Source organism: Microbacterium sp., from assembly GCF_052102115.1.
Lineage (GTDB): Bacteria > Actinomycetota > Actinomycetes > Actinomycetales > Microbacteriaceae > Microbacterium.
In genome coordinates this window covers 1-17,165 of sequence record NZ_JBQDVP010000030.1, presented here as the reverse complement: position 1 = coordinate 17,165, position 17,165 = coordinate 1, and the positions used below count along the sequence as shown (strand labels likewise).

The 17,165-nt window shown below is 67.1% G+C and carries 14 protein-coding genes; 7 read left to right on the top strand and 7 right to left on the bottom strand.

All coding sequences use genetic code 11. The features are described from left to right. Nucleotides 1–42: 42 nt before the first annotated feature. On the bottom strand, nucleotides 43–1,593 hold the full coding sequence (gene ffh, locus ACTICP_RS10365) for a signal recognition particle protein (protein ID WP_441892081.1): 1,551 nt from the start codon (nucleotides 1,591–1,593) through the stop codon (nucleotides 43–45). A 54-nt stretch (nucleotides 1,594–1,647) separates the two neighbouring features. After that, the gene (locus ACTICP_RS10360; RefSeq protein WP_441892079.1) at nucleotides 1,648–2,229 is read right to left on the bottom strand and encodes a TetR/AcrR family transcriptional regulator; all 582 of its coding nucleotides are present in this window, start codon (nucleotides 2,227–2,229) and stop codon (nucleotides 1,648–1,650) included. Between the two features lie 100 nt (nucleotides 2,230–2,329). Between ACTICP_RS10360 and lipB the strand changes: the two genes are divergently transcribed. Together lipB and lipA are read left to right on the top strand one after the other, a co-directional pair. Then, nucleotides 2,330–2,998, top strand: coding sequence for a lipoyl(octanoyl) transferase LipB (lipB, locus tag ACTICP_RS10355; protein ID WP_441892077.1), 669 nt, complete (start codon nucleotides 2,330–2,332; stop codon nucleotides 2,996–2,998). Beyond that, nucleotides 2,995–3,987: a lipoyl synthase gene (lipA, locus tag ACTICP_RS10350; protein ID WP_441892075.1), complete on the top strand. Its 993-nt coding sequence runs from the start codon at nucleotides 2,995–2,997 to the stop codon at nucleotides 3,985–3,987. Before lipB ends, lipA begins: the two co-directional genes overlap by 4 nt. A gap of 36 nt (nucleotides 3,988–4,023) precedes the next feature. Here lipA and ACTICP_RS10345 read toward each other — a convergent pair whose 3' ends face one another. Genes ACTICP_RS10345 through smc form a run of 4 tightly spaced genes read right to left on the bottom strand, consistent with a single transcriptional unit; the run spans nucleotide 4,024 to nucleotide 11,141 of the window. Beyond that, nucleotides 4,024–4,524 carry a DUF2004 domain-containing protein gene (locus tag ACTICP_RS10345; RefSeq protein WP_441892073.1) on the bottom strand — a complete coding sequence of 167 codons (501 nt, stop codon included), beginning with the start codon at nucleotides 4,522–4,524 and terminating at the stop codon, nucleotides 4,024–4,026. 21 nt (nucleotides 4,525–4,545) lie between these two features. Further along, a complete protein-coding gene (ftsY, locus tag ACTICP_RS10340; protein WP_441892071.1) occupies nucleotides 4,546–5,421 on the bottom strand; it encodes a signal recognition particle-docking protein FtsY in 876 nt (291 codons plus the stop codon). 36 nt (nucleotides 5,422–5,457) lie between these two features. Further along, on the bottom strand, nucleotides 5,458–7,521 hold the full coding sequence (locus tag ACTICP_RS10335; protein WP_441892069.1) for a bifunctional lysylphosphatidylglycerol flippase/synthetase MprF: 2,064 nt from the start codon (nucleotides 7,519–7,521) through the stop codon (nucleotides 5,458–5,460). Nucleotides 7,522–7,559: 38 nt separating this feature from the next. Continuing rightward, a complete protein-coding gene (smc, locus tag ACTICP_RS10330) occupies nucleotides 7,560–11,141 on the bottom strand; it encodes a chromosome segregation protein SMC (RefSeq protein ID WP_441892067.1) in 3,582 nt (1,193 codons plus the stop codon). A 498-nt stretch (nucleotides 11,142–11,639) separates the two neighbouring features. Between smc and ACTICP_RS10325 the strand changes: the two genes are divergently transcribed. From ACTICP_RS10325 to ACTICP_RS10305, 5 genes are all read left to right on the top strand, one after another. After that, nucleotides 11,640–11,912 carry a hypothetical protein gene (locus ACTICP_RS10325; RefSeq protein ID WP_441892065.1) on the top strand — a complete coding sequence of 91 codons (273 nt, stop codon included), beginning with the start codon at nucleotides 11,640–11,642 and terminating at the stop codon, nucleotides 11,910–11,912. Nucleotides 11,913–11,927: 15 nt separating this feature from the next. Next, on the top strand, nucleotides 11,928–13,016 hold the full coding sequence (locus ACTICP_RS10320; RefSeq protein ID WP_441892063.1) for a GNAT family N-acetyltransferase: 1,089 nt from the start codon (nucleotides 11,928–11,930) through the stop codon (nucleotides 13,014–13,016). Then, complete coding sequence (locus tag ACTICP_RS10315; protein WP_441892061.1) at nucleotides 13,013–14,101, top strand: GNAT family N-acetyltransferase; 1,089 nt, start codon at nucleotides 13,013–13,015, stop codon at nucleotides 14,099–14,101. Before ACTICP_RS10320 ends, ACTICP_RS10315 begins: the two co-directional genes overlap by 4 nt. A 110-nt stretch (nucleotides 14,102–14,211) precedes the next feature. Beyond that, nucleotides 14,212–14,925, top strand: coding sequence for an ABC transporter ATP-binding protein (locus ACTICP_RS10310; RefSeq protein ID WP_441892059.1), 714 nt, complete (start codon nucleotides 14,212–14,214; stop codon nucleotides 14,923–14,925). Continuing rightward, the gene (locus ACTICP_RS10305) at nucleotides 14,922–16,241 is read left to right on the top strand and encodes a permease (protein WP_441892057.1); all 1,320 of its coding nucleotides are present in this window, start codon (nucleotides 14,922–14,924) and stop codon (nucleotides 16,239–16,241) included. The genes ACTICP_RS10310 and ACTICP_RS10305 overlap by 4 nt, the downstream gene beginning before the upstream one ends. Before the next feature lie 134 nt (nucleotides 16,242–16,375). Here the strand turns inward: ACTICP_RS10305 and ACTICP_RS10300 are convergent, their stop codons facing one another. After that, nucleotides 16,376–16,909, bottom strand: a complete 534-nt coding sequence (locus tag ACTICP_RS10300) for a winged helix-turn-helix transcriptional regulator (RefSeq protein ID WP_441892055.1) — start codon at nucleotides 16,907–16,909, stop codon at nucleotides 16,376–16,378. Between the last annotated feature and the right edge of the window lie 256 nt (nucleotides 16,910–17,165).

Here is a 17,165-nt window from a genome sequence, read left to right as displayed (position 1 = left end):
TGAGAACGGGCCCGGAGATTCCTCCGGGCCCGTTCTCATGCGTCAGTTCTTGCCGAACAGCTTCTGGATCTCGGCGAGGTCGGCCTCGCTCGGCGCCTGCTGGCCGCCCAGTCCGAAGCCCGAGCCGGTCGCGGGGCCCGTCGGCAGCCCGGCGTTCTCGGCCGCGCGCTTGGCCGGGTTGCCCGAGCGCGATCCGCTCTTGGCCTTGCCCTTCTTGCCCCGCTTGGACGAGGCGCCGGGCCGGCCCATGCCGGGCACCGCGCCCATACCGGGGATGTTCGGGGTACCACCGCGCGCAACAGTCTTCATCATCTTCGCGGCCTGGTCGAAGCGCTGCACGAGCTGATTGACGTCGGTGACGGTCATGCCGGATCCCTTGGCTATGCGCAGTCGGCGCGAGCCGTTGAGCACCTTGGGGTTCTGCCGCTCCCCCGGGGTCATCGAGCGGATGATCGCCTCGGTGCGATCGACCTCACGATCGTCGAAGTCATCGAGCTGCTGCTTCATCTGCCCCATGCCCGGCAGCATCCCGAGCATCTTCTTCATCGAGCCCATCTTCTTCATCTGCTGAAGCTGGTCGAGGAAGTCCTCGAGCGTGAAGGCCTCGGTGGCGAGCTTCTCGGCGACCTTCTGCGCCTCTTCCTCGTCGAAGGCCTGCTGGGCCTGCTCGATGAGGGTGAGCACGTCGCCGAGGTCGAGGATGCGGCTCGCCATGCGATCGGGGTGGAACGGCTCGAGGTCGTCGAGCCCCTCGCCGGTGGAGGCGAAGATGATCGGGCGACCCGTGACGGATGCCACCGACAGGGCAGCGCCACCGCGGGCGTCACCGTCGAGCTTGGAGAGCACGACGCCGGTGAAATCGACACCTTCCTGGAAGGCCTTGGCCGTGTTGACGGCATCCTGACCGATCATCGCGTCGATGACGAACAGGACCTCGTCAGGGTTCACCGCCTTGCGGATGTTGGACGCCTGCTTCATGAGCTCGGCGTCCACGCCGAGGCGGCCGGCGGTATCGATGATGACGACGTCGTGCTGCTGACGGCGCGCGTGCTCGACGCCGTCGCGGGACACCTTCACCGGGTCGCCGACGCCATTGCCGGGCTCGGGGGCGAAGATCGTGGCCCCGGCCTGCTCGGCGACGACCTGTAGCTGGTTCACGGCGTTCGGGCGCTGCAGGTCCGCGGCGACGAGCAGCGGGGTGTGGCCGTCCTTCTCGAGCTGCTTGGCGAGCTTTCCGGCGAACGTCGTCTTACCGGAACCTTGCAGGCCCGCGAGCATGATCACCGTCGGCGGTGTCTTGGCGAATTCCAGACGACGCTGCTCGCCGCCGAGGATGCCGACGAGCTCCTCGTTGACGATCTGCACGACCTGCTGGGCCGGGTTCAGCGCCTTGTTGACCTCGTCGCCGAGCGCACGCTCGCGCACCTTCGCGGTAAAAGCCTTCACGACATCGAGCGCGACGTCGGCGTCGAGCAGCGCGCGCCGGATCTCGCGGACGGTGCCGTCGACGTCGGCCGCGGTGAGCTTTCCCTTCGTGCGCAGATTGCGGAAGGTCTCGGTCAGCCGATCGGAGAGCGTGCCAAAAGTAGCCATGGTGCTGTCGATTCTACGCGAGCGGCGGAAGCGACTGCCCCAGCAGCGCGCACATCACCACGGCAGATCGTGGATGCTGCCCAGGGCTTCCTCGACGAGCGCCGCAGGAGTGCCATGGCCGGCGCCGCGCTCGGCCCACACTCGCAGTGACGAAAGCACCGCGGCCGCGTGAGCGGCCCCGACGATGTCGGATGGGATCGGAGCGATGCCGCTTCGGCGCGCCGCATCCGCGACACCGGCGGCGAGACGGGCGGAGCGCAGGCCCGTATCGCGGACCAGTTCTTCTTCCAGTCCCATAGCAGAGGCATTCCGCAGCGCGAGTGCCAACGGGTCGGGCGCGAAGTCGTGCACCAGCGTCAGCAGGATGGCGCGCACGGCAGCGGGGTCAGCATCCGCCCCCAGCGTCTCGAGCGCGACTGTTGCCGCGTCGATCCTGGTATCCAGCCCGGACCAGAGAACATCGCTCTTCGACGAGAAGTAGTTGAAGAAGCTCGATCGGCTCACCCCGGCACGCTGAGTGATGTCGGCGACCGAGGTGGACTCATACCCCTGCTCGAGGAATAACTCGCAGGCCGCCTCGGCCAGCGTTTCGCGCGACGACGCCCGCGGACGTCCTGGGCGCGGGTCTTCTCTCACTGACTCACCGTATCGCGCCACACCGCAGGCCGCGTATGAGAAGACGGATCACACAATCAGAGGTATTGTTAGACGGCATCCAACAATCTGGAAGGCGATCATGCTCGACATTCTCACGGCGGGGCTGGCTCCGCAGCTCGTGCCTTATCTCGATGGCTGGGAACTGCAGCGGCAGGTGCATCACGGCGTCACAGACGGCAGCCGCCCCGACACGCTCATCCTCCTCGAGCACGAAGCCGTCTACACCGCGGGCAAGCGCACCGAGCCGCAGGAGAGACCGCAGGACGGCACGCCCGTGATCGACGTCGACCGGGGCGGGAAGATCACCTGGCACGGCCCGGGGCAACTGGTCGGCTACCCGATCGTGCGCCTGCCCGAGCCGATGGACGTCGTCGCGCACGTCCGGCGCCTCGAGCGCCTGTTGATCGACATCCTCCGCCCACTCGGCGTCGACGGCTACCAGGTCGACGGACGAAGCGGAGTGTGGGTCCGCCGCCCGCTCAGCGAGGACAAGATCGCCGCGATCGGTGTGCGCGTGCAGAACGGCGTCACCATGCACGGCTTCGCGATCAACTGCGACAACACGCTGTCCGGCTTCCGCGGGATCATCCCGTGCGGAATCACGGATGCCGGTGTCACGACCATCAGCGAGGTGGTGGGTCGTGACGTCTCCCCCGCCGACATCGTGGATGCGGTCGCCGAGGCGTTCGCCACTGAGTACGCGGATGCCGAATTCACCGATACCGAGTACGAAGGAGTTCCTGCGTGAGTGCTGCTGTTCCCGAGGGGCGCAAGCTCCTGCGCCTCGAAGTGCGAAACGCCGAGACGCCGATCGAGCGCAAGCCCGAGTGGATCAAGACCAAAGCGAAGATGGGGCCCGAGTACCAGGCGCTGCACTCGCTCGTGAAGGACGAGGGGCTGCACACGGTCTGCCAGGAAGCCGGCTGCCCGAACATCTTCGAGTGCTGGGAGGACCGCGAGGCGACCTTCCTGATCGGCGGGTCGCAGTGCACGCGCCGGTGCGACTTCTGCCAGATCGACACGGGCAAGCCCGACGCCTACGACACCGACGAGCCCCGCCGCGTGGCCGAGAGCGTCACACGCATGGGCCTGCGGTACGCCACCGTCACCAGCGTCGCCCGTGACGATCTCCCCGACACCGGTGCATGGCTGAACGCTGAGACCGTGCGGCGCATCCACGCCGAGAACCCGAACACCGGCGTCGAACTGCTCGCCAACGAGCACAACGGCGACCCGGAATTCCTCGGGCAGATTTTCGACGCGCGGCCCGAAGTGTTCGCGCACAACGTCGAGACGGTTCCCCGCATCTTCAAGCGCATCCGGCCCGCGTTCAAGTACGAGCGGTCCCTGAACGTCATCACGCAGGGGCACGATGCCGGGCTCATCACGAAGTCGAACCTCATCCTCGGTATGGGTGAGGAACCGGAGGAGGTCGTGCAGGCGCTGAACGATCTGCACGAGGCGGGCTGCGACATCATCACGATCACGCAGTACCTGCGGCCGACCCCGCGGCACCTGCCCGTGGCGCGCTGGGTGAAGCCGGCGGAGTTCGTCGAGTTCAAGGAAGAGGCTGAGCGGATCGGATTTCTCGGCGTGCTGGCCGGACCCTTGGTGCGCTCTTCGTACCGGGCAGGGCGGCTCTGGGCACAATCGATGGTTTCGAAGGGCCGCGAGATTCCGCCGCACCTGGCGCACATCGCCGAGAACGCGGATCTGGGATTCGCTCAAGCAGTGTGAGTCGGCGCGCGGCGCCGGGCATGGTGTCGCGCGCCGCTAGTCTGCGCTCATGACCGACTGAACAGTGCCGTCGGAGGCGAGGTTCACCAGCAGCACTTCATCGGTCTCGTCGGCGTCGAGCGCGTACTCGAGTACGGCGAACGGCTCGGTACCGCCGTGCTCATCGGCGAGGATCGTCATGCTCATCAACTGCAGGGAGCGGATGATGTCGACGGCGGAGTCTCCGCTCACATCCACCAGCAGGTCGGGCAGGTCGTCGCCGAGTGTCTCCTGCTGCTGAAGGATATACTCAGTCACCTCGCTCGTGCGATCGTCGACTTCGGCGAGCATGCTGCGGCGCGCAGAGGCATCCACGTTCTCGAGCCCCGAGATGAGGGAGGCGGCGATGTCGAGCGCGTCCGGCGAGATGTCGTCCTGATCGGGCGCGGTGAGATCGATCGTCACCGTCTGGTCGCCGAGATCGACTGTCTCGCTCCAGAAGATCGATCCATCCGGGCCCGATGACAGGAGCCCGAAGTAGTCGTGTTCGATCGCCATAACGCTATGAAACCAGTCCAATCACTGCCCGACAAGGGATGCCACGAAGACGTGCGGTGTGAATCCGGTCAGGTCGTCGATTCCCTCGCCCTGACCGAGGAGTTTGACCGGGATGCCGGTGCGCTCCTGCACCGCGAGGACGAAGCCTCCCTTGGCCGATCCGTCGAGCTTGGTGATCACGAGACCGGTGACTCCGGCGTGCTGGAGAAAGGCTTCGGCCTGCATGACACCGTTCTGCCCGGTGGTGGCGTCGAGCACGAGAAGAACCTCGCTGATCGGCGCCTGCTTCTCGATGACGCGGCGGACCTTGGAGAGCTCATCCATCAGCCCGCCCTTGGTGTGCAGGCGCCCGGCCGTGTCGATGATGGCGATCTCGATGCCCTCGCGCTGCGCGTACTCGATGGTCTGGTAAGCGACGGATGCCGGGTCCTGACCCTCCTGCTGGGGGCGGACGATCGCCGCTCCCCCGCGCTGCGCCCACGTGGCTAGCTGATCGACCGCGGCCGCGCGGAACGTGTCGGCAGCCCCGACGACGACGCTGCGCTGGTAGCCGCGCAGGAACTTGGTGAACTTCCCGATCGTGGTGGTTTTGCCGACGCCGTTAACACCGACCACGAGCACCACGGCCGGACGCTCTGTCAGCTTGAGCGTCGTGTCGAACTTCGCGAAATGCTCTTCGAGCGTCTCGCGCAGCATCCGCTGCAGATCCTTCGGATCGGTCGTGCGGTAGCGATCGACCTTGTCGCGCAGTTCGTCGACGACGCGCTCGGTGATCTCCGGGCCGAAGTCGGCCGTGATCAGCGCTGTCTCGAGGTCGTCCCACGTCGTCTCGTCGATCGTGGGTTTGACGAACATGCCGCGCAGCGCGCGACCGAGGGACCAGGAGTTCTCCGCCATTGCTCCAGCCTACGGTGCCGGCTGGGCGTCGGGACCTCAGCGGCGCAGGGCGGGCGCCGCTGAGGCGACCAGATCGTGCAGTGAGGCGTCCGGCAGGTAGGCGCGCGTCAGCGCCATGCCGATGCGCGGGAGGTCGCCCTCGTCGCGATAGAGCAGGTGCATCGGCTCGGCGCGCGGATTGAACTTCTGCTTGAACTTGTGGAGCGACCGGAAGCCGTACAGCGGCTCGATGAGCTGGGCAATGCGATCGAGCACGGTGTAGATCGCGTTCGCCTCGGTCGTCTCGGTTCGCACGAGCGGAGCACCCGACAGCGAGATGAACGCGTGGCCCTGCTCGGAGAAGTGCTGTGCCGACGCACCGATGAGAAACTCCATCACCGGCCCGAAGCCTCCGTCCCGGCGGCGCATGAGATCCAGCGTCCATCCGGTGACCGTTCCATCGCTGCCGTACACGGGCAGCCACGACGTCACGCCGTGCAGGCTGCCCTCAGCATCCACGGCGATGCCGACGGCGACCTCCGGGTCCATCGCGTCATCGACGGTTCCGAGGGTGAACCGCATCTCCGGCAGCCCCTTGTCACCGGTCCACTGCTCCGAGATCGCTCGCACCTGCGCACGCACGCTCCATGGTTCGTCGGCGAGCCGCACCATACGGAACTGGACTTCCTCGCGCGCGGCGCGGTTGATCGCGGTGCGCACAGCGCCCCAGGCCTTGCCCCTGAACTCCAGCCCCGGCAGATCGACGATCGTGTCTTCGGCGACGACGATCGAACGCCACCCCTCGGGCATCGCCTGCCGCAGCGACTCGCTCGACGAGAACGAGCACGGAATGAACCCGGCACGCTGAGCACTGGTCGCGAAGGCGTCGAGCGCCTCGCCCTCTGCACCGGTGGGGACAATCGGATCCCCGAGCACGATCGCCACGCCGGCGTGCGCCTGGTACGCGATCACCCCGTCGGCTGCCGCCATGTGCTGGTTTCCGCGCCAGGTCGCCATCCACGACAGCGTGCCGCCGCCATGGGCGTGCAATGCGGCGCGCACCTCCGCGTCATCGACGGGCGTCGGCGAAAGCTTTCGGCGTGACCGCCGCATACGCACGCCGAAAGCGCCGCGGGCTGCGAACATCACGACGAGCATCGCGACCCACAGCAGCGTCGGCGCAAGCTGCAACCCAATGACCTCCCACGGCGACGCGATCACATCCGTGCTGGTCAGCACCGGCACCAACGCGAACGACAGCGCGGTCGTGACCACGTTGAACAAGCCGAGGATCACCGTCGCCACCCAGGCCACCCGGTACCCGATCCGCACACCGTTGGCGATGAGGGCGATGATCACGACATCCACGGCGACGTCGACGAACGAGGCGACCGGCGCGTTCTGCCCCAGCGGGCCGTCGTAAGGAACAGCGAGGTCGATGATCTGGATCGCTCCGATCGCGATCAGACCGGCAAAGGCGATGAGCCGCCACTCACGCTCGCTCGGGCGGCCCTCCGGATGCCGGAACGCGGGCAGCACCCCGCTCACGATGAGCGCGATGGTGATCGCGACCGCATGCTCGAGGTCGTACAGCTGGCCGAGATACAGCACGGAGATCGCCGCCCACAGCCCGATGGCCAGTCGCGCGCGCAGGCGCCACGGCGACGGCAGGGTCGCGATCGCGAATACCAGCGTGGTGAAGGCGCCGCACGACGGCCCCGCATCGAGCGTTTGGGACAGCTGATCGGACCAATGCCAGTCGACGGGGGTGAGCAGCGCGAGGATCCCTGCCGCGCCGAGCACGCCGACGATATGGCCGGCGATGAACAGACCGATAGTGCGCAGCGAGCCGAACTGCCACTCGGCCCAGCCGATGCCGCCGATGATCAGCGGAAGGATCGACAGATAGGCGAATGCGGGGTCGGCGATCAACGGCGATGTGAACACCGTCCACCAGCGGCCCTCGGCGAACGAGGGAAGACCTGTGGCGACCATCTCAAACCACGTTTTATCCTGCGCCGGGGACCAGATCGCCCCGGTGAACACGCCGATCAGGAGGAATCCGAGCGTGAACGCGATCATGAACGGCATGCGCCGGAGTCCAGTGAGCAGCAACTTCATGACCTTCAGCATAGGGGCGGGGCCTCCGCGCCCGACGATCAGCTCGCCGCGGCGGCCCGGTCTCCGACTCGCTGTCCGACGACGGCGGAGACGCCGTCCTGGCGCATCGATACACCGTACAGCGCGTCCGCGATCTCCATCGTGCGCTTCTGGTGCGTGATGACCAGCAGCTGCGAGCTCTCGCGCAACTGCTCGAACACGGTCAGCAAGCGCCCGAGATTCGCGTCATCGAGTGCCGCCTCCACTTCGTCGAGGATGTAGAACGGACTCGGGCGCGCCTTGAAAATCGCCACCAGCAGCGCGACAGCCGCCAGCGACCGCTCGCCACCGGACAACAGCGACAACCGCTCGATCTTCTTGCCGACCGGCCGCACGGCGACCTCGATACCCGTCGTCAGCATGTTCTCCGGGTCGGTCAGTGAGATGCTTCCTGATCCACCAGGGAACAACAGCGGGAACACTTCGGTGAAGGCCTGCCGCGTGTCCTCGAACGCACTCGCGAAGATCGTCTGCATGCGCTCGTCGAGGTCGGCGATGATCGTCAGCAGATCCTCACGGGTCTGCGTGAGGTCGGCGAGCTGGTCGGTGAGGAACGCGTGACGCTGCTCAAGGGCGGCGAACTCCTCCAGGGCGAGCGGGTTGACGCGGCCCAGTTGTGTCATTTTGCGCTCGGCTTCGGCGAGGCGGCGCTCCTGCATGCGACGGTCGTACGGGATCGCGGTCGAATCGACGCCGTCATCCTGCTCGGAATCGCTCTCAGAATCAGGATCGGCATCCAGGTCCGTACCCGCCAGCGGGTCACGCGGAACGAGCTCATCCGGCCCATATTCCGTGACGAGAATATCTTCGTCGAGAGCGAGTTCGGATGCCACCCTTTCCAGCAGGCTGGTCAGGTGAAGCTTCTTCTCGTGGATCTGCAGCTCGAGACCGTGCACGCTCTCGGTGAGGCCAGCGAGCCGCTCGCGCAGTGAGGTCTCCTGCGCACGCAGCGTCGTCAGCTCCTCGTTCTGCGCCGAGCGCGCGTTCTCCGCTTCGCTGAGCGCCATGCGCGACTCGTTCACGGATCGATCGAGCGAATCCAGGATGCGCGGCAGCTCCGCGGCCACGCCGGACGCGGCCTCGCGCTGCGCTCGGCGGATCACCGCGCGACGGGCGGCTTCGGCCGCGGCATCCCTCTCCTGCTCTCGCTGACGCTCCAGGCTCGTCACCCGTGTCTGTGCGGAGCGGACGCGCTCGCGCAGCGTCTCGATCTCGAGTCTCGCGCGCACCTCGACTTCGCGAGCAGCCTCGAGCGCCTCGAGCAGTCCGTCCCGAGCGGTCGCATCGAGCACCGGTCTCGGCGCGGCTTCCGCCGTTTCGAGCTCAGACTTCGCCGTGTCGGCCGCGGCCTCGGCGTCTGCCACCGTCGACTGCGCCTGTGCGAGCCCGGTCTCGAGTCGCTCGCACTCGGCGACAGCGGCCTCGTGCCGCACGGTGATGCGGTTGACCTGCTCGGCGTGCGTGGCGAGGGCGGCGTCGTGCTCGCGCAGTGCGCTGAGTGCGTCCTTGGCCTGTCGCCGGGCCTGTTCCACCTGCTCGACCGCATCGACGCGCGCCTCCCGCAGGGAGTCGACGACGACGCGCACCTCGTTCAGCCGATCCTGAGCGGCGTCGCGTTCCGCGGTCAGCTCGAGACGGGAGCGCTCGCCGTTGCCGCCGGTACGGAGCATGTGCGCGGTGACGACATCGCCGCCAGCAGTGACGATGGTGATGGCCGCGTCGCCCAGGGCATCCAGCGCGACCCGGGCGCGGCGCGCCGCGTCGAGATCGTCGGCGATGAGCACGTGGGCGAGCACACCGAGCACGCCGTCCGGGGCTGTGACGACCGACGTCGCCGGCGTCGCGCCCGAGATCTCGGGGAGCTCGGCATAAATCGGTGACGCGTCGGCGATCACGAAGTCGACCACGCCGCGCTTGTGCTGCGCTGATGCCTCGGCCAGCTCGAAAGCGGCATCGGCGTCATCGACAAGAACGCCCTCGGCGAGTGGTCCGAGAACCGCTGCGATCGCCGCCTCGTACCCCGCGGTGACCTGCACCGCATCGCCGACCAGACCTCGCACGCCGCCGGCACCCGACTTCACGACCTCGGCAGCCCCGCCAGACAGCGACAGCGCGCTGCTGAGCGCGCCCGCCTTCGCCGTCAGCGACTCCGCCTCGCGCTCCGCAGAATGCAGCCGCTCGCGCAGCCCTTCGAGCTCGCTCTCGGCCGCGGTCGCATCGCGCTGCGCCGTCTCGTACGCGGCGGAGTGGTCTGCCGCACTCCCCTCCGGCGCCTCGGCGTCATCGATCTGCTCGAGTGCTTCCTCAGCCTCGCGACGACGCTCATGGGCTGCCTCCAGGGCGGTCTCCTGACGGAGCACGGCGCCACGGACCGCGGCGAGGGCCGATGCCGCGGCCTCTGCCGACCCGCGCAGCGACGTCAATCGCATGTCATGCTCCGATACGAGCGCGCTCTGCTCAGCGATATCGACGTCGAGCGTGTCGAGTTCGGCGCGGGCGCTGACAACCTCCCGGCTGGCGGCAGACGCAGCATCCTGCGCGTCACCGAGCCCGTTCGAGAGCGTGGTGATCTCGTCCTTGGCCTCATCGATGGTCGCCTGCGTGATCGTCACGGACGCGACGGCCGTGTCATCGTCCTCGGAACCGAGCAGGGCCAGCCGCTGGTTCGCGAGCGTGTACAGCGAGCGCATCCGCTCCTGCACCTGTTCGAGGCCGAACGCGACGCGGCGCGCTTCGTCGACGCCCGCGGAGTTCTGATCGGCTTCGAGCCGCGCGATGCCGGTACGCACCGCGTCGGCCTGTTCGGTCAGCACGAGGCGCTCGGTGTGACGTTCCTGTTCGGTGCGGGCATGATCGGCAAGCGTTGTGCGCAGTGTCACCACATCGTCGGCGAAGATGCGGGCCTTGGCGTCGCGGACGACCGCTGCGATCGTCTGAGCTTCGCGGGCGATCTCTGCCTGCCGGCCCAGCGGTTTGAGCTGGCGACGGATCTCTCCGGCCAGGTCGCTGAGGCGTGTGAGATTGGTCTCCATGGCGTCGAGTTTGCGGAGCGTCTTCTCCTTGCGACGCCGGTGCTTGAGGATGCCGGCCGCCTCCTCGATGAATCCCCGACGGTCCTCTGGAGACGCCTGCAGCACCGTGTCGAGGCGTCCCTGGCCGACGATGACGTGCATCTCGCGCCCCAGGCCCGAGTCGCTGAGCAGTTCCTGCACATCCAGCAGTCGGCAGTTCGACCCGTTGATGGCGTATTCGCTGGATCCGCTGCGAAACAGCGTCCGACTGATCGTGACCTCAGCGAACTCAATCGGCAGCGCGCCGTCGCTGTTATCGATCGTCAGCTGCACCTCGGCGCGGCCCAGCGGACCGCGCGTGGACGTGCCGGCGAAGATGACGTCCTCCATCTTGCCGCCGCGCAGGGTCTTGACGCCCTGCTCGCCCATCACCCACGCGAGGGCGTCGACGACGTTCGATTTTCCCGAACCGTTCGGTCCGATGATGCAGGTGACACCGGGTTCGAACTCAAAGGTGGTCGGCTGCGCGAACGACTTGAAGCCCTTGACCGTCAAGCTCTTCAGATGCATGTCGGCACCGTTCGTCCAAGGAGAAGCACGCCGCAACGCTACCGGAATTCCGCGGTTTCCTCGGCACCCCGCGCGGTGCGCGACAGCATCGAGCGGCCGGAGCGACACGCCGACATTCAGGCAAATGCTTGACGGTTCGCTCGCGCAGGGACTACCTTACAAACCGGATCACTCACGAAAGGAGGACGCTCATGACCATCAATATCGCCACAGCCGCAGGTTTCGACACCGCGCGCGCTGCGATTCTCGCGTCCTCGACTTTCGGCCTTCGGCGTAGCACGCTCGCGTAGAACCGCAGCCTGAGATCCTGGCCCTTCCCGGGCCGGTCTCCAACGCTTTCCGCCGCTCACGCATCGGTCGACATCGTCGACCCCATGCACCCGGGCGAGGTCTCTCTTTCCCCGAGATCTGTCGCCCGCGCATCCGCCCTTGTCCGGGCTCCATGCGCCGTCCCTCAAAGCACTCGAACAAGAAACGAGCACTCTCGTGAGTACCGACATGCTGCTGCGCAGCACCGTTCACCCACCATGTACCGACGACCAGGAGGTCCTGGAAGTCTCCGTACCGACAAACCGCAAAGAGCTCACGCTCGCAAACCGGCTATCACTGCGCCTCGGCCTCTGGCTGCTACTGCGCACCGATCGTTCGCGCCGCAAGTCGACGCGCACGATCACCCAGGAGCAGATGATGCTCCTGCTGGAGAATCGGCGCACCATGGAGCGCGAGTCTCTGGCGATGCTCACCCACACCCTGCAGCGCTTCCCGCGCTGAGACGAGGAGGAGACCGTGAGCATCCGTCTCACCGACACCGCGACGCTGCATCCGCTCGTGCTTCCGGCACGGGCGGATGCCGCGCCCACCCCGACCATCCGCACCTACGCGGACGTCCGCAACCAGTCCATCCGTGATGCGACCGGCCGTGCTGAGGATGACATGACCGCCGAGTCACTGCTGCCGACGCTGCGTTCGAATCCCGAAACGACTCGCCACCAGTGGTACATCATCGACGGGCAGAAGATGGTCGGCGTGGCGACGCTCAACATCATGGCCGACGCGGGCGGACGCACCGCCATCGCCGTCATCAGCCTGCGCAGCCGCGTCTGGCGGCAGGGCATCGGCTCAGCCACTCTGCCGCACCTCGAGCAGGCAGCACGGGATGCCGGAGTCGAGCGCCTGCTCGCCTGGGTGGCGCATCCGGCCTCTGACGAGCCTGCCCTGCCGTCACCGACCGGCGTCGGCGAGATCCCCCGCGATCACCACGCGCGATTCCTGCTCCGGCACGGCTTCACCCTCGAACAGGTCGAGCGCGCCAGCGTGCTGACCTGGTCCGATGCCGTCGTCCGCGACCTCCGTGCCGCGCGCATCGCAGCTGAACAGCGTGCTGCTGGTTACCGGGTGCTGCAGTGGACCCTGCCGACACCGACCGAGCACGTCGCCGGCTACGCCTGGATGAAGGAACACATGTCAACCGACGCTCCTGACGCCGAGCTCGGAATGCCCGCCGAGAAATGGGACGCCGACCGTATCGCACGACACGACGAGCGCTTCCGGCAGCGAGGGATGTCCGTCCTCGTCACGGCGGCCGAGCACATCGACAGCGGCGAACTGTGCGCGTACAACGAGCTCATCATCAGCACCGACCCCACAACAATCTCGCACCAGCAGGACACCCTGGTGCTGGCATCCCACCGCGGCCACCGCCTGGGAATGCTGGTCAAGACCGCGGGACTCCTCTCGTGGCACGAGCAGCACCCGCACTCCCCCGGAGTCATCACATACAACGCCGAAGAGAACCGTCCGATGCTTGACATCAACGAAGCGATCGGCTTCGAAGCCGTCGCCTACGAGGGCGCCTGGAAGAAGGAACTGAGATGACACTGCTCACCGATGAGCTGACAATCACCGAGATGGCGCTCCCCGCATCCGTGGACGCCTCAGACGCGGCAGAATTCCTCGCACTGGCACAGCTCAACAATGAAATGTGCGTCGTCGACACTGCGACGAACGTTCTGCATGAGGAACCGGCAGAGATGCTGCCGCACTGGCTCGACCGCTCCGATTCGACAAGTCGCGGATACATTGCACGTCGCGGCATCGACATCGTCGGCGCCGCGTATCTCAAGACCTCGAATGAGGCCGGGAGTGCGACGGCGGAGTCGGAGATCCTGGTCATCCCGCCCCACCGCGCGTCGGGGGTTGCGCAGGCTCTGCTCAGCCACGTCGAGGACGAGGCGAGGGCACTCGGTCGCACTCTGCTGCAGATGTGGACACTGCACCCGGCCGCAGGGTCGGATCGGATGCTGACACCGGCGACCGGCCATGGCAGCGTCGCGGCGCACGAGCTCAGCGATCTGTTCGCGGCGAACGGTTTCACGATGGAGCAGGTCGAGCGCACCAGCACCCTCGCACTCGACGGTGACCTCTCGCTGGCCGAGCGGATGCTGGCCGAAGCGTCGGCGTTCGCCGGCGAGGACTACCGCGTGATCTCGTGGAGCCTGCCTACTCCGGAGCACCTGCGTGAGGGATACGGCGATGTCCGGGCGCGGATGGCGACCGACGTTCCCTCCGGCGACCTCGTGTTCGAGGAGGAGAAGTGGGATGCCGCGCGCGTCGTGCGTCATGACAGGATGATCGCGGATGCCGGACAGTTCCTGTCAGTGTCCGCCGTGGAGCACATCCCGTCCGGACGCATCGTGGCGTTCAACGAGCTCATCATCGGCCGGGATCGGTCGAGCGTGACGCACCAGTACGGCACGCTCGTCGTGAAGGAGCATCGCGGAAAGCGCCTCGGCACCGTCGTGAAATGCGCGAATTTGCTGCGCTGGCGCGAGTTGGTACCGCTTTCACCCACGATCTGCACGTTCAACGCCGAGGAGAACCGTCCGATGCTCGACATCAACGAGGCGATCGGGTTCGTTCCGTCCTCGTACGCGGCGGGGTGGCAGAAGAAGCTGGGCTGACCTCCTCCGCCGCGCGGTCGGTCGAGGATCATCCTTGCGATGTATCCTCGGCCGACCATCTGCGACCGCCGACGGACGACACGGCACCGCACGGTAACGAGGCTGGAAGCATGAATCCTTCCGTCATCGAACCCACTCCTGTCATCGCCGCACAGTCACTGACCAAGGCCTTCAGCACGACCACCGCTCTCGCCGGAATCGACATCACCGTGCAGCGCGGTGAGTCCGTCGCGATCATGGGCGCCTCCGGGTCTGGAAAGACGACGCTGCTGCATGTGCTCGCCGGAATCACGGCGCCGGATGCCGGGCGGGTGCAGTTCTCTCCTGCCGGCCAGGCACCGATCGAGGTGACAGCGCTGAACGAGCGCCAGCGCTCACGACTCCGCCGGGAGTCGCTGGGATTCGTCTTCCAGCAGGGGCTCCTGATCCCCGAGCTCACCGCGATCGAGAACATCGCGCTGGCACTGATGATCAACGGAACGCCGCGACGGACGGCACTGGAGCACGCGGCGGGTTGGATGGCATCGCTGGGTCTCGCCGGCTTCGAGGATCGCCGGATCGGCGAGTTGTCCGGCGGTCAGGCGCAGCGCGTCGCGATCGCCCGTGCGCAGGTCACCGGAGCCGAGCTCGTCTTCGCCGACGAGCCCACCGGCGCTCTGGACTCCCAGACCTCGGCGGATGTGATGAGCGCTCTCCTCTGGTCGACGACGGGGCAGGGTCGTTCGCTGCTGGTGGTCACCCACGATGCGGAGGTCGCCGCTCGCTGCTCGCGCACCGTGCAGGTGCGCGACGGCCGCATCGTCACCGCGGAGGTGCAGGCATGAATGCCCGCGTGCTCGCGCTGCTGCTGCGGCCCGGCCCCGGACAGGGCGGCGTCATCGCCCTGCCTGCGATCGCGTTCGCGCTGGTGACGGCGCTGGTCCTCACCGTCGTGGGCGGTGCGCAGGCGTTCTGGAGCTGGACTGATCCGGATGCTGCGCTCCACCAGGCGCTCGCGGCTATCGCTCTGGTGCTGCTCATCGTGCCGCTCGCCAGTCTGGGCGGGGCGGCAGCACGCCTGTCTGCACGTCGACGCGATGAGAGGCTGTCGACGCTGCGCCTGCTGGGCGTCTCGCCCGCAGGCGTCATCGGCGCCACGGTGCTCGAGTCCACACTGGTCGCCACAGCGGGCGCCCTCGCCGGGGTGGCGGGCCATCTCGCGCTGGCACCGTTCATCGGGATGATCTCGTTCCGCGGTGAACCGCTCGGAGCCGATGCCGTGCTCCTCTCCCCTCTGGCGATGATCGGCGTCGTCGCAGGCGTCATCGCGCTGGCCGGTATCAGCTCAGCGGTCGGTCTGCGCCTGGTCGTGATCTCCCCGCTGGGGGTCCGTACCCGGTCGGCTGCCCCGCGCGTGCACTGGCTGCGCGCGGTCGCCGCCGTGGCCGTGATCGTGGTGGCGTTCGCGACGATGCAGCTCTTTCCCGGAACGGCGGGATTCATGATCACGATCGTCGTCATCGCCGGGATGTTCGCCGCAGCGCTCGCTGTGCTGAACCTGATCGGACCATGGGCGCTGAAGGTGCAGGCGAAGGGCACGCTGCGGCGGGCTGAGCGCCCGCAGCGGCTGCTCGCAGCCCGCCTCGTGCTCGACTCGCCGAAGGCGGCGTGGCGTCAGGTGAGCGGCGTCGCCATGGCCAGTTTCATGGCGATCTTCGCCGGCACGGGTGTCGCCCTCGTCGAGACCATGAGCGCGCCCAGCACCGGGGTCGAGGCGTACCTCGCCAGCGACATCCGCACCGGATTGATCATCACTCTCGTCGCATCCTTCCTCATGGTCGCCGTGTCGGTCGGGGTGAATCAGGCCTCCGGCCTCCTCGATCAGCGCGAACTGCATCGCAGTCTGCACTTCCTCGGTGTGCCGGTTGAGACGGTCGATGCCGCGCGGACGCGGGCGGTGATGGCCCCGTTGCTGCTGACCGCGATCGGATCGGCGCTGTGCGCTGCCGTACTGGTACTGCCGCTGATCGGCATCGCGCTGATCGTTCAGCCGGTTTCTGTCCTGACGATCGTCGCCGTACTGGTTGTCGGGATCGGGATCGTGTGGCTGAGCACTCGGGTCACACGGCCGCTGCTCAACCGTGCGTTCGCACCCGCTTGAGCTGGCATCGCTGGCAGTAGTGGCTCGAACGAGTCGGGATCCAGTCTCTCTCGGTCCCCTATCGGGCGTGCGCCACAGGACGCCGAGATGCTGGCAACGGCGTTGAGAAGCCACTCAATGAGCCGGCCATCCGATCAGGCTATCTGTTGGTCTCGCTTTGCGGCCTGGACGGCTTCCGCATAGGCAGCGTCTAGTTGTTCGTCTACGGACGGGCGCTCGGTGTCCGGTGCCGGAATGCCGAGATGGCGCTCACGCAGCTCGCTCATGAAGTCGTCCCAGAGTCGGGGACCGCCGTCGTGCAACAGCAGTGCGCGCACGCGCAACGGTTCGGTCGTGGGCCGGTGGCGCAGGCCCCACCAGCCGAGTTCGGCCATGACGGGGACCAACTGGATCGCGGCTTCGGTGAGGCTGTAGGCAGCACGACGACCGGCACCCGGGTCCTCACGGGTGAGCAGGCCGCCGGCGACGAGGTCGCGAAGGCGGCTGGCGAGGATATTCGAGGCGATGCCCTCCTCTGATTCGCGCTGCAGGGTCCGAAAGTGCCGTTTGCCGCCGAACATGATGTCGCGCAACACGATCAGGCTCCACCGATCGCCGAGCACCTCGACGGCCGCGTTGATGGGGCAGCCCGAGCGTGGCGTGTTCGTCAACTTCTCCTCCTGGTCCATCTGCTGCTTGCATTCTACCATCACCTGTGGTTGTCTGACAGCGATTGCAAAACACAATCAGTAAGGAGGCATCGTGAATCACCGATTGCTGGCCGACGCCGCGGCGGCGGAGCGCGCTTCCTGCCGCTGACCGATCCCGACGGCAACCAGGTGGTCCTCACCGGAACCTGAGATAACCCATGGACTGCTCCCTGCCCAGCAGGAAAGCCAACGACGAGGAGAAACACATGCCGACGCCCAACCCACAACAGATGAC

Bases quoted from the DNA above. Each gene is read 5' to 3' on its own strand.
- ACTICP_RS10300 (WP_441892055.1), bottom strand. From the start codon at position 16,909: ATGGACCAGGAGGAGAAGTTGACGAACACGCCACGCTCGGGCTGCCCC.
- ACTICP_RS10325 (WP_441892065.1), top strand. From the start codon at position 11,640: ATGCTGCTGCGCAGCACCGTTCACCCACCATGTACCGACGACCAGGAG.
- ACTICP_RS10345 (WP_441892073.1), bottom strand. From the start codon at position 4,524: ATGGCGATCGAACACGACTACTTCGGGCTCCTGTCATCGGGCCCGGAT.
- ACTICP_RS10305 (WP_441892057.1), top strand. From the start codon at position 14,922: ATGAATGCCCGCGTGCTCGCGCTGCTGCTGCGGCCCGGCCCCGGACAG.
- ffh (WP_441892081.1), bottom strand. From the start codon at position 1,593: ATGGCTACTTTTGGCACGCTCTCCGATCGGCTGACCGAGACCTTCCGC.
- ACTICP_RS10310 (WP_441892059.1), top strand. From the start codon at position 14,212: ATGAATCCTTCCGTCATCGAACCCACTCCTGTCATCGCCGCACAGTCA.
- lipB (WP_441892077.1), top strand. From the start codon at position 2,330: ATGCTCGACATTCTCACGGCGGGGCTGGCTCCGCAGCTCGTGCCTTAT.
- ACTICP_RS10315 (WP_441892061.1), top strand. From the start codon at position 13,013: ATGACACTGCTCACCGATGAGCTGACAATCACCGAGATGGCGCTCCCC.
- ftsY (WP_441892071.1), bottom strand. From the start codon at position 5,421: ATGGCGGAGAACTCCTGGTCCCTCGGTCGCGCGCTGCGCGGCATGTTC.
- smc (WP_441892067.1), bottom strand. From the start codon at position 11,141: ATGCATCTGAAGAGCTTGACGGTCAAGGGCTTCAAGTCGTTCGCGCAG.
- ACTICP_RS10335 (WP_441892069.1), bottom strand. From the start codon at position 7,521: ATGAAGTTGCTGCTCACTGGACTCCGGCGCATGCCGTTCATGATCGCG.